Genomic DNA, 12,107 nt, shown 5'->3' with positions numbered 1-12,107 from the left:
ACGCCGTGACGCTTCCACAATTCCGCGTCCTGGTGCTCCCGTAGATGCCATGCTCCTGGAACCGGACCCAAGCTTTTCGTTCCCCTCGGGCCCACGTGCTGGGCGCCTGCGATTTCCTGCTGGTCCTGGCATACCTCGTCACATCACGGCGGACAGACAAGCAGCTTGTGGCGGCGGAATCATCGCGCTGGACACGTGGCGCACTGCCAGGGGCCCCGGGGAGACGGGGGCATCAACCGGGCATTACGTTTCCGGCCGCACCTGCACCTCGACGGCGGAGGCGTCCGCCCGGTCGAGCAGTCGCCGCCGTTCCGGCGCCGAGTACCCGGCGGCGGCTATTGCAGCGCGCATGCGGTCCAGGTGATCCAGTATCACGTCCCGGTACAGGCCCTTGGGGTCGCAGTACGCAACTTCGTGCAGGAGGTCCAGCAGCCGCTGTGCCACGTCCGCGTCCCCGGCGCCGTAGTTCCTGGCCTGGTTGACCGCCAAGTCCACCAGTGCGGGCAGACTTGGGAGCGAAACCACAACCCGCACCCGCCCGTCGTCGTCGCAAATCTGCTCCGGGCCAGGGTCCCTGTCCACCAGCCGGCACAGCAGTGCCGAGAGGTGGCCGAGGACGTGCACTGCCGTCGTCGGGTCGTTGATACCCGGAGACATTGACCGCGCCGCCACATCCGCCAGCTGACGGAACCCGAACCCGACGTCCTGCAGTCTGGTGCGTTCGAAACCGGTAACCACGGCCGCGTTGATATCCCGGCACAGCTCTTCACGGGCTTCCGGCCCTAAGCCCTCCCCCGGTTCAACCGGCCAGGCGGTGGCGAAAGGAACCCCCTCCACCATGGAGCTCCCAGGGTCCCGGTCTATCCGGACCACGGCCCCGAAGTTCAGCGCAGCCGCCAAGAGTCCGTCCTTGTCCAATGAGGTGAGGAACCCGGAGGAGTCTGCCGTGACGGGGAAACTGCCTGGCTGCGGTACAGGCGGGACGCCTTCAGAAGGCCGACCTTTCGGGAACACCCGGTCTATCGTTTCGCGGGTTTCTCCGCCCACCCGGCGCATCATGGTTTCCACCCGGATCTCCCTGGTGAGATGCGCAAGGAAGAGCACAAGGCCCACCACGCTGGCAAGGGCAAGGGCGAACGCGACGGTCACGGATATCTCCGGGACAAAGGCCGTCTTTCCGCTGGCCTCACCGCGGATACTGCGAAGGACCGCAAGCGCGAAAGCAAACGCTGCAAGGAACAATGCAAGCGTGCCATGGACAAAACGGTCAGCGGTAAAAGTGCGCAGCAACCGGGGCGAAAACTGGCTGCTGGCCAGTTGCAGGGTAACCACCGTCAGGGAGAACGTCAGGGACGTCACCGTAATCAAGGACCCTGCAATTGCTTGCAGGACCGCCCTCGCCGCTTCAGGGCCTCCGCTGAAAAGAACAGCAGTGACGCTGTCCGGTAATTGCCCGTCAACACTGGAATCAAGCGCCGGCAACGCGACCCCGAGCGCGACGGCGGCGGCAACAGCCAGCACCGGAAGCGGCCACAACTGTGTCCGCAGAGCGTCCAGCCAGAGGGCGGCGCGGCCGTTCAGCAACGCTCCGCCTCCCCCGTCAATGCTTCAGCCATGCGCAACTGCCCCTCTCCTGGTGCCGCCCCGGTTTCTCGCCAGTTAAAGCTCCTGTTCACGCCGCCGCGCAAACCAGAGGTACCCAGCGTACTGTCTACAGCTCCACTGCGGGCTGCGGCGGAGCCGGCCCCTGCGTGCCCAAGTGGGAGCCGCCAGACGAGGCCCGGGCGCGGGTGCTCCCTGTCCTGTCGTTGTTTCCAGCTCAATGTTGTTGCCCACTCGTGATGCTCGCCGTTCATTCTTGACAGGCTTGTTACGGGCGAAGCATCAAAACGGACCTAGCGTTAAAAGCAGCACTGTTCCCGGCGACCTGCGCCGCCGTCGTCGTCGGAAGCCTTCTGGCCGCGGACGGCGGCGTAGTCGGATGACCCAGCGGCAGTCGCCGCAGCCGCCACCGCCTGACGAAGGTCGGATCCTTCCCCGGGGCGCCGGACCGGCAAACTTTGAAAGCCCTGGTTCGCTGGTGGTTCTGTGCCCAGCGCTGGCCCGCCACGGCCACCTGCCACCGCTCTTAACTGTTGTCCAGGAGAGGAAATTCAAATGTCATTAAAACGTGTAGTCCATTGCCTCAGCTGTATCCTGCTGGTGCTGGGCACCGCCGTGGGGCTGGGCGGGTGCTACAACTCTGGAGTCCAGAACTATAAATCCGTAGCCCCGGGTGCCAACCTCGATCTGGAGGGGCTCGAGCTCCGGAGCATCTCGGTGGTCTCTGCCGCGCAGGACCAGCCGGGCCGCCTCCTGGGGATGGTTTTCAATAGCACCGGTGCAGACATTCCGTTGGTGATCAGGGACCGGAACAACTCCGTGGACCTGACGGTCCCGGCCCACGGGCAGATCGGATTCGACACATCCGAACACATCCTTCAAAGCACGGAGAATCCGCCCGGAGCGCGCACGGACCTGACGATCGAAGCCAAGGGCCGGAGCGAGGTCCTTGACGTTCCGGTGCTTGATGGGACGCTGTCGCAGTACGCCCCCTACGTGCCTAAGTAAGGGCGGCCACCCGACTTCCCCCGCCGGGCTCCTCCCCACCCCAGAAAACCGCGATCCATTGCACATATGCAACTACTGCGGTTTCATAAGGGAATGGACCCGCAGTGAACTGCAGGAGGAGGAGACCTCATGAAATCTTTCAGGCTCTGTGCGGCGGCAGGGGTGAGCGCAGCAGCGCTTGCGCTGGCGGGTTGCACCGGCAGCCCCGGCCCGGCCCCCAGTTCCACCGCGGCATCACCGGGCGAATCAGGACCGGCAGCCAGCCAGGCCGGCGGCGGAGGCCTTCCTGCCGTGCCAGGGGTGGTCAAGGAGGTTGAGCCCTCCGTCGTTACGATCCGGACAGACATCGGCCTGGGCAGCGGCGTTATTTATCACAGCGACGGTTCTATCGTCACGGATGCCCACGTGGTGGAGGACCAGCAAAAGAACCCCTTCAAGAAAGTCCAGGTCCAGTTCGCGGACGGCTCCCAGTCCGAAGGTACCCTCGTGGGAGTAGACGATGTCACCGATGTCGCCGTTCTGAAAGTTGACCGAACCGGCCTCCCGGCCGCACGATTCGCATCATCGGCCCCGGAGGTGGGCTCGATGACGGTGGTGATCGGCAGCCCCCTGGGACTGGAGGAAACGGTCACCGCCGGAATTGTTTCCGGCCTCCACCGGAACATGCCGCCGTCCAAGGAATCCCCCCATGGAGCCATCGACCTGCTCCAGACCGACGCCCCGATCTCTCCGGGCAACTCCGGCGGCGCCGTGGCTGAGTCCAGCGGACAAGTCATCGGACTCTCCGAGGCTTACCTGCCGCCCAGTTCAGGAGCGGTGGCCATCGGCTTCGTGACGCCATCGTCGACCGTCACCGACGTCGCAGACCAACTGCTGGCGAGCGGTTCGGTAAAGCACGCGGCCCTTGGCGTGGTGCCGACGGACATCACCCCGCAACTTGCCCAGCGGTTCTCGTTGCCCACCACGGCGGGAGCCCTGGTGGTCGACGTGTCGCACGGCAGCCCGGCCGAGCAGGCAGGCATGAAGCCAGGCGACATCATCACCAAATTCGCTGGCTCGGCCGTCGGAAACGTAACGGACCTGCTCGCAGCCCTCAGGAAGCAGGACCCAGGCCAGCAGGTGGAGGTGGTGGTGGAGCGCGGCAGTACGTCCCAAAGCCTGCGGGTCACACTCGGAAACCTGGGCGACCAGCCCTGACCCGCTGCGGGCCCCAGGCGGCACCTTCTCCCCCAAAGAAGGTAAAGCTTTGCGCACCTGCAATTGATTTGGTGCCCCGAGTGGAAATCCCCGGCCCGTTTGACACCCGGCAAAGGGAGGAGTGGTCAGCCTTCGCACTCGGTGCAGTACAGGTGCCCGTCTTTTTCCCTGGCGATCTGCGAACGGTGCCGGACCAGGAAGCAGGAGTGGCACGTGAACTCGTCCTCGGCTACGGGCACCACCACTACCGTGAGTTCCTCGGCCACGATTTCGCCTCCGGGGATGCCGAGTGCGTCGGCATCATCAGGGGCATCCAGCTCCCGGACCACGCTGCGGGCGTCCGGGGCGTTGGCGGATTTGAGGTCCTCAAGCGAACGTTCCTGTGTTTCCTTGACGTCGGTCCGCAGTTCGTCGTAGTCAGCAGCCATGATTATCCTCATCTCCCTAGCAGTTCCGTATCCAACGAACCCGCCTCCATGGTTGTTCCCGCCGGGCCCCACCCCTACCGCAGCATGGAGACCGGAGGCGCCGGCATGGATGTCCCCTGGTACTTGGCGGCGGCAGCGTCCATGAGGTGGCCCCAGCATGCTCCGGCGTCTTGCCGACCCCCCATCCCCCTGCTTACATGTAGTAGTGCATATGTTATTTGCCAGCATAGGTTCAATCCCCCGCCCCGATGCAAAGGGCGGCACCTCCGCGCAAGCACCGGCATGAAGGCCATCGTGGTCGGCGCCGGCATCGCCGGACTCGTCGCAGCCCGCCAACTCGCCCTGGCCGGTTGGGACGTTGAGGTGCTGGAAAAGTCCCGGGCGCCGCGGCCGGACGGCTACATGATGGACTTCTTCGGCCCGGGGGTGGAGGCGTCGGAGCGGATCGGGCTGTACTCCCGGCTGGCAAAAGCGGCCTACCACATCCAGTCCGCCGACTACGTGGACACCGAAGGCCGCACCACCTGCAGCATCGACTACCTCCGGTTCTCCAAGCTGGCCGGCGGGAAAGTCCTGAGCCTGCTGCGCCCGGACATGGAGACAGCGGCCCTGGCTGCGCTGGAAGATGTGGCCGGCAGAGTGCGGGTGCGTTACGGGGCACGGGTGGTCAATGCGCGCACCGACGGGGATGGCGCGCACGTTGTGGTCGAGGACGGCCAGGAAATGAGCGGCGATGCGCTGATCGGTGCCGACGGCATCCATTCAGAGGTGCGCGCCGGCGTCTTCGGGCCCGAAAGGGACTACCTCCGGCCACTTGGTATGCGGGCCGCGGCGTTCATCGTCACTGATCCGGCCCTGAATGCGCGCTTCCGGGACCGGTTCATCCTCACCGACACGCTCAACCGGATGGCCGGACTGTACGGCATCCGCCAGGACGAGGTGGCTGCCTTCCTGGTCTACCGGGACGCCGTGTCACCGGGGCAAGAGGCAGTAACGGCCCGCCAGCGGCTCCGCAACGAGTTCGCCGGCCTGGGGGATGCGGTGGACAGGCTCCTTGACCTGTGCCCCGCGCATCCTTATGACGACACCGTGGCGCAGGTGGTCATGCCCCGCTGGCACACGGACCGCACAGTCCTGGTGGGTGACGCCTGCGGCGCCGTGTCGCTGCTGGCGGGCCAAGGCGGTTCGCTGGCCATCGCCGGGGCCGCGCTGCTCGGTGACGTCCTGGGACCGGTCACCACGCCCAGTGGCATCGGCGCGGCGTTGGCGCGCTTCGAGCAGCAGTGGCGCCCCGCGGTGGAGCTGGCGCAAAAGTCGGGACGGCGGACCGCGGCGACGTTCCTGCCCAGGAACAGCACCCAGCGCTTGCTGCGCAGGTGGGTCATCCGCGCAACCCGGCTTCCCGGCGTCGACCGCCTGGTGGCACACCAAATCCTGCGCAGCATCGCCAAGTAGGGCGCGGCTTGGGGCGGGTCAGCCGGATTTTTGGAGGAACTGGTCAAACTGCGAGTGGGCCATGGTGGCTCTTTTCAACCAGGTGCAGTTGTTCGCCGTTCGGCTACAACGGTTTACGGAAACCAAGTCAACAACTTCTCCACACCGAAGACTTACGATGGGCAATTAAGCGGGGCGCGGGGTGGGTAAGGTCTGATCATGATCCAGGCTGCGGCTGTTTCCGCACTGACGTCCTACCACTGGCTGGGGATTCCCATCGCAGCGGCCGGCGCCGTCCTGCTCGCCCTGGGAACGCTGTTCCAGCACAGGGCCGTGGGAGACCAGCCGACTGCGTCCGGACGCCCGGCCGGCAGCATGGGCGGTGGACGCCTTCACGCCCTGGTCCGGAAACCGGCATGGCTGGCCGGGACGGCGATGCTGGGCGCTGCCATCCTGCTCCAGCTCACCAGCCTCCGGTTCTCGCCCCTGATCGTGGTGCAGCCCATCGGCGCCGTAGCCCTGGTGGTGACCACACTCGCCACCGCCCGCATGAACCACAGGCGGCCCGGACGCCGGGCCCTCACCGCCGTCGCGCTTTGTGTTGGCGGCGTGGCGGTGTTCGTGGCCGTTGCTGCGCTGTCCGCGGAGGACGTGGAAATCAGCGACCGGCACCTGGTCACCATCCTGATTGTCCTCGCCGTGGTCCTGGCCTGCGTCGCCGCGGCCTACCTGATGTGGCGGCACCGCTCACACGCCGTGGTCTTCACCGCCGGCGCCGGGATCCTGTTCGGGTTTGTCGCGGCGCTGGCAAAGACCGTAATAGGCCGGCTGTTCCAGGGCGACTTCGAATGGCTGTCCCTGACATGCCTGGCGGGGCTTGTCGTTGCCGGGCTCGCCGGGAGCTTCCTGGTCCAGAACGCGCACAGCCGGGGAACGCCCGAACTCGTGGTCGCCGGCCTGACCGTCATCGACCCGCTGGTTGCCGTCGCCATCGGCATCACCATCCTGCGCGAGGCGGATGCAGCACCGCCGCTGGCGATTGTCCTGTTCCTTCTGTCGGGAGCCACCGCCGTTGCCGGCGTCATTTTGCTGGCCACGGTCAAGAAGCCAGTCATAACGGGATAGCACGGGCCACCGCGCCGGCTGGAGCACTCAAATCCCGGCGGAGCCGACGGAACGCCGGATGTGGATGATCCGGGCCGCGACTCCTGCCAGTACCAGGCCTCGCTGGAGAATCATGCATCGCCATGGTCCGAGAATAATCCGCGACTCGACACAGGAGTAAGGACCCGGACCGAAACCCTGCTGACCGGTAACACAGCCACGGGCTCCTGCGTCGAAGCAATGCTGGTCCTTTTCTCCGTTCAGAGAACAGTGGAGAGTTGCCAAGGGACGAATTCGTTGTCCCCGTACCCCAGTTGTTCGCTCTTGGTTTCCTCGCCCGAAGCGACCCTGAGGATGAGGTCGAAGATCTGCTGCCCCATGTCCTCGATGGTCAGCTTGCCGTCGGCCACCGCTCCGCAGTTCACATCGATGTCGTCCCGCATGCGATCGTAAAGCGGCGTGTTCGTCGCGAGCTTGATGCTCGGCGTGGGCTTGCAGCCAAAGGCGGAACCACGGCCGGTGGTGAAGGCGAGGACCTGCGCGCCACCGGCAATCAGGCCGGTGGCGTTGACCGGGTCATAGCCCGGCGTATCCATGAAAACGAGGCCGTGCGCGGTAATCGGTTCGGCGTACTCCACGACGTCAACCAGGTTTGTGGTTCCGCCCTTCGCCACCGCCCCGAGGGACTTTTCCAGGATGGTGGTGAGTCCGCCGGCTTTGTTCCCGGGGGACGGATTGTTGTTGATGGATGATCCGTCCACGGCAACATGTTGTTCCCACCAGCGGACGCGTTCAATGAGCTTGTCCGCGGTACGTTGGGACTCCGCGCGTGACGTGAGCAGATGCTCCGCGCCATAGATTTCCGTGGTTTCACCAAATACTGCGGTGCCGCCGTGCCTGATGAGGATGTCCGCCGCAGCGCCCAGGGCCGGATTGGCCGTGATGCCGGAGAAAGCATCGGAACCACCGCACTCCATGGCGAGGATGAGTTCCGACGCCGGAACCGGGGTCCGCTGTGCCTTGTTGATTTCGGGAAGGAGTTCCTCGATCCGCCGCACCCCTTCAGCCACCGTGGCCCGGGTGCCGCCCTGCGCCTGGATGGTCATGGTCGAAACCGATTTGTCCGGGCCCAGGGACCAGCCGGCGGTCAGGCCGGCAATCTGGTTTACTTCGCAACCGAGGCCCAGCACCAGGATGCTGGCGAAGTTCGGGTGGTTTGCATAACCGTGGAGGGTCCGCTGCAGGACCTCGAAGCCGTAGTTGCCTTCGCCGCCCGTGCCGCATCCGGAGGAATGCGTCAGCGCCACCACGCCGTCGACGTTGGGATACCCGTCCAGGACACCGCTGTTTTCGATCCGGGAAGCGATCAGTTTCGCCGCCGTCGCTGAGCAGTTGACCGAGGTCAGGATGCCCACGTAGTTGCGTGTACCGACGGAGCCGTTGGCCCGCCGGTACCCCTGGAAGGTTGCGCGCTCGTTCTCGGGCACGAACTCCGTCTTCCGCAAGGCAGTCCCAGCCTGGCCGGCGCGGTCGAATTCGCGGTAAGCGACGTTGTGGACATGAACATGTTCGCCCTTCTCAATCACGCGCCCAGCAAAGCCGATGATTTGGCCGTATTTCCTGACCGGTTCATCAGCCTCGATGGTACGCAATGCCACCTTGTGGCCGCCGGGAATCTCCCCCGTGCACAGCAGGTCGCCACCGTTGAAGGACGCGCGGGTTCCGGCGGAAACCTTGCTGAGGGCAGTGCCCACATTGTCCTCGGGATGCAGGACCAACAGTCCGGTATCCACGCCGGCCTGGGGATCCGCGACCAATTCAATGGGATTGTTCATGTTCATGCCTTTACTCTTATCCGAACGCGCTCCGCTGGATTTTCGGAGGTGGGTGGCTAGTTGAGAACCTCTGGGTTGACGATGTTCCGCGGACGGCGGCCCAGGCAGGCATCCACCACATTCTCAGCGGTACGCCGCTTAAGCTCGTCGCTTGATTCCTCCGTGTACCAGGCGGTGTGCGGTGTAAGCACCACCCGGTCGAGATCCAGCAACGCACCGTTAAGCGGAAGGGGTTCTTCCTCAAAAACGTCCAGGCCGGCAGCCCGGATCCTTCCGGTCTTCAGCGCGTCAATGAGCGCCTCGGTATCAATCACCCCGCCGCGGCAGGTGTTGACGATGGTGGCGCCGTCCTTGAACTGCTCCAAGGTGCCTGCGTTGATCAAATGGTGCGTGTGCTTGTTCAACGGCACGTGCAAAGATACGACGTCGGACGCGGCCAGGAGGTCCTCAAAGGAAACCACTTCGACGCCTTCCTTGGTGGTGGTCCCCGGGGCGTGGAGGGGATCGTACCCCAGGGCGCGGAACCCGAGGGCCTTGGCCTTGGCTGCTGTTGCCGCGCCAATGAGTCCCAGCCCGATGACGCCGAACGTCTGCGAGGAAAAACGGCGGAGCGGTTTGACCGAGTCGAGGAGGTTCCGCCCGGACCGGACTCCCCGGTCCAGGTCCGGGATGCCCCGCGCCAGCGTCAGGGCAAGGGCAATCGCATGGTCGCTGACGTCCTCCACGCCGTAATCGGGCACGTTGGACACGGCGACCCCGCATTCCGTGGCGGCCTGCACGTCAACAGTGTCCACACCCACCCCGTAACGGCTGACAGCTTTCAGGCGGGGCAGGTTTCGAAGCACCCGTTCGGTGATGGGGGCGTACTGGACAATGAGCCCATCCGCCTCCGCCGCAGCCTTCAGGACGTCGTCCTCGGTCCCGCAGTTGGCCCGTTCCAGCACCACGCCGTTGGCGTCCGCCACGGCCTGCTCCTGGCTTATCGACTCAAATTCGTAGTCCGTGATCAGTATGCGCACCATGTTGGTCCGTCCTCTCCTCGATCCCAATCATTGATTCTCATGCCCAGCGGAGAATCAAGGGATCCTTGCGTTTGGCCATTTCCACCAGCTGCGCCCTGGTGTCCGGATTCAGCTCCCCCACCGGTTGCCGCGTCTTGTCGCTGGCGATAATCTTGCCCTCCTTCATCAGGACTTTCGTCGCGCGCAGGCCGCACTGCCGGTTCTCGAAATGGATGAACGGAAGCAGGTCCTCCCAGGCATGGATGGCCTGGCCCCGTTCCCCTGCGTGGAAATCCCGCACGATCCTGCCCAGCTGGTCCGGCACCATGCAGCTGCTCATTGTGCCCTGGGCGCCGGCTTCCAGATCGGGGATGAGCGTAATGGCCTCCTCGCCGTCGAACAGTCCGGGAAGGGCGGGCCCGGCTGCGGCGCGGAGCGCGCGCAGCTTGTCCGCCGCCTGGGGCATCTCGATTTTGGCGTACTTCACCTGCGGAACCTCCCGCGCAATGCGGGCCAGGAGTCCCACGGAAAGGGGGGTGGTGCTCATGGGCGCGTCCTGGATCATGATGTCCACGTCAAGGCCGTCAGCCACGCGCTTGAAGTATTCCACCACCGCCTCGTCGTCCACTTTCATAGTGGCGCCGAAGAACGGGGGCATCAGCATGACCATTTCCGCGCCGAGCTCCTGCGCATGCAGGCTGCGTTCCCGGGCGATCCGTGAGCTGAAGTGGCTGGTGGTGACGCAGACCGGCATCCGCCCATCCAGGTGCTCCATGGTGGTCCGGAGCACTGCCTCGCGTTCCGCATCCGTCAGTGAGAACTGCTCGGAGTAGTTGGCCAGGATGCAGACGGCGTCGGACTTGCCGTCCATCAGGTAGTCCAGCACCCGGCGCTGGCCGTCAAGGTCCAGCTCCTCGTCGTCGGTGAAAATGGTGGGCGCTACCGGCATGACGCCAGTGATGGCACTCATAGTGTTGTCCTTTGGAGATCGTAGAGGTGGCGGTACCGGGATCAGCGGTTGCCGCTCAGGACGGCGGGGACCTCAGCCTCGTAGTCCTCGGCGTCGATGTCCCGGCCGTGCGGGTCCCACTTGTTGACCAGGATCACCACGATGGCGATGGCGGGAACAGCTGCGAGTACCAGCAGCGCCCTGGTTCCCCAGGCTGCCGTGGCCAGGGGCCAGAACACCAGGCCGGCGATCGCTCCGAGCCGGATGCCGATCTGGGTGAATCCGGTACCGGCTCCGCGCAGGGACGTCGGGTAGGACATGGTGGCCATGGTCATTCCCTGGGCCCCGGGGCCAGCTGCGTGGCAGAAGATCAGCAGGCCGATGACGAGGGCACCCACGAAGGACCAGGCACCCTGGACGTTGCTGAGGCTGCCGGCAATCACCATGCAGACGAAGGTGCCGCAGAACCCCAGCAGCGAAAGCTTGCGCGGGCCGATCTTGCCCGAGAGCCGGGCACCGATGAAGCCGCCCGTGACACCGAAGCAGAGGTTGAGGATGAGCGAGGAAACGATGTTGGTCATGACGTTCTGGGTGTGCAGCATTGCGAGCACGATCTGGCCGACGAAGAAGCCGACAGCGTAGTACTCCATGGACTGGCCGGCGTTGATGACGGCAGACAGGACGGTGCGGCCCCGGTACTTCTTGCCGACGAGCTTGCCCCAGGCCTGGGTCAGGGTCATCTGGAACTGCTTGCGTTCGGCGCGGGGGTCAACAGCGTCCGGAGCCACCTCGGCGTCCACGTTGTAGGTGCGCTTGAGGATCTTGGCAGCTTCATGGAGTCCAAGGTTTTGCGCGGCCCAGGACGGGGATTCCGCCATGTACTTCTGGCGGAAGATCATGATTAGGATGGCGGGGACGGCACCGAAGCCCACCACGATCCGCCACATCTGGTTTTCCGACCAGTGCATGTTCTGGAAAAGGAAGTACACGGGTATCAGCAGCGCGAAGGTGGACGCGACGGCGATGTACCACATGGGCTGCCAGAGGGAGACGGTGCCGCCCTTCTTCTTCCGTGAGGCGTATTCGGCAAGGAAGCTGAAGGCCACCGGGAAGTCGACGCCGATGCCCACGCCCATGATGAAGCGGGCAATGATGAGGGTCCACACGTCCGGAGCCAGTGCGCAGGCGATCGCGGCCACGACGAAGAAGACCATGTCAGCCATGAAGACCTTGAAGCGGCCGAGCTTGTCCACGAAGTAGCCGCCGAATACCGATCCGAGGAGGGCGCCCACCATGATGGACGCCGACACGAGGGCCAGCATTTCGGGCGTCAAGGCGAAGTCTTTGGCGATGTACGGCAGGCCGAAGGCTACTGACGTGAAGTCGTAGGCATCCAGGAAGATGCCGCCCAGGGCGATGAGGGTGATCGCGAAGGATTTGCCCTTTTGGAGCTTCCCGCTGTTGATGAGGTCGGTGACGTCCTGCGCCGAGCGCAGGACAAGCCGTTCGCTGCGGGGGGCAGCAGAACCGGGCACTGTTGACATTGGGG

The 12,107-nt window shown here is 64.9% G+C and carries 10 protein-coding genes; 4 read left to right on the top strand and 6 right to left on the bottom strand.

Going from position 1 to position 12,107, the window contains the following annotated elements; genetic code table 11:
• Nucleotides 1-243: 243 nt before the first annotated feature.
• Nucleotides 244-1,584, bottom strand: coding sequence for a DUF2254 domain-containing protein (locus tag QF031_RS03940; RefSeq protein ID WP_307424381.1), 1,341 nt, complete (start codon nucleotides 1,582-1,584; stop codon nucleotides 244-246).
• Between the two features lie 573 nt (nucleotides 1,585-2,157).
• Here QF031_RS03940 and QF031_RS03935 point away from each other — a divergent pair.
• Both QF031_RS03935 and QF031_RS03930 read left to right on the top strand, forming a co-directional pair.
• Nucleotides 2,158-2,610: a hypothetical protein gene (locus QF031_RS03935; RefSeq protein WP_307424378.1), complete on the top strand. Its 453-nt coding sequence runs from the start codon at nucleotides 2,158-2,160 to the stop codon at nucleotides 2,608-2,610.
• Nucleotides 2,611-2,739: 129 nt separating this feature from the next.
• On the top strand, nucleotides 2,740-3,807 hold the full coding sequence (locus tag QF031_RS03930) for a S1C family serine protease (protein ID WP_307424376.1): 1,068 nt from the start codon (nucleotides 2,740-2,742) through the stop codon (nucleotides 3,805-3,807).
• A 125-nt stretch (nucleotides 3,808-3,932) separates the two neighbouring features.
• On the opposite strand, the gene QF031_RS03925 is transcribed toward QF031_RS03930, so the two are convergent.
• The gene (locus QF031_RS03925) at nucleotides 3,933-4,235 is read right to left on the bottom strand and encodes a DUF4193 domain-containing protein (RefSeq protein WP_307424373.1); all 303 of its coding nucleotides are present in this window, start codon (nucleotides 4,233-4,235) and stop codon (nucleotides 3,933-3,935) included.
• Nucleotides 4,236-4,517: 282 nt separating this feature from the next.
• Between QF031_RS03925 and QF031_RS03920 the strand changes: the two genes are divergently transcribed.
• On the top strand, nucleotides 4,518-5,690 hold the full coding sequence (locus QF031_RS03920; RefSeq protein WP_307424370.1) for an FAD-dependent oxidoreductase: 1,173 nt from the start codon (nucleotides 4,518-4,520) through the stop codon (nucleotides 5,688-5,690).
• Between the two features lie 198 nt (nucleotides 5,691-5,888).
• Nucleotides 5,889-6,794, top strand: coding sequence for a DMT family transporter (locus QF031_RS03915; protein ID WP_307424367.1), 906 nt, complete (start codon nucleotides 5,889-5,891; stop codon nucleotides 6,792-6,794).
• Between the two features lie 239 nt (nucleotides 6,795-7,033).
• Here QF031_RS03915 and QF031_RS03910 read toward each other — a convergent pair whose 3' ends face one another.
• From QF031_RS03910 to QF031_RS03895, 4 genes are read right to left on the bottom strand one after another with little or no spacing between them, the layout of a single operon-like run.
• Nucleotides 7,034-8,608 (bottom strand): UxaA family hydrolase, encoded by a 1,575-nt coding sequence (locus QF031_RS03910; RefSeq protein WP_307424365.1) that lies wholly within the window; start codon nucleotides 8,606-8,608, stop codon nucleotides 7,034-7,036.
• 56 nt (nucleotides 8,609-8,664) lie between these two features.
• A complete protein-coding gene (locus tag QF031_RS03905) occupies nucleotides 8,665-9,630 on the bottom strand; it encodes a C-terminal binding protein (protein ID WP_307424362.1) in 966 nt (321 codons plus the stop codon).
• A 37-nt stretch (nucleotides 9,631-9,667) separates the two neighbouring features.
• The gene (locus QF031_RS03900) at nucleotides 9,668-10,579 is read right to left on the bottom strand and encodes a dihydrodipicolinate synthase family protein (protein ID WP_307424359.1); all 912 of its coding nucleotides are present in this window, start codon (nucleotides 10,577-10,579) and stop codon (nucleotides 9,668-9,670) included.
• Nucleotides 10,580-10,620: 41 nt separating this feature from the next.
• Nucleotides 10,621-12,102, bottom strand: a complete 1,482-nt coding sequence (locus QF031_RS03895; RefSeq protein WP_307424356.1) for an MFS transporter — start codon at nucleotides 12,100-12,102, stop codon at nucleotides 10,621-10,623.
• Between the last annotated feature and the right edge of the window lie 5 nt (nucleotides 12,103-12,107).

It is taken from the genome of Pseudarthrobacter defluvii (assembly GCF_030816725.1).
Taxonomy (GTDB): domain Bacteria; phylum Actinomycetota; class Actinomycetes; order Actinomycetales; family Micrococcaceae; genus Arthrobacter; species Arthrobacter defluvii_A.
Note: the sequence above shows the minus strand (reverse complement) of the source record. Positions and strands in the feature narration are given on the sequence as shown.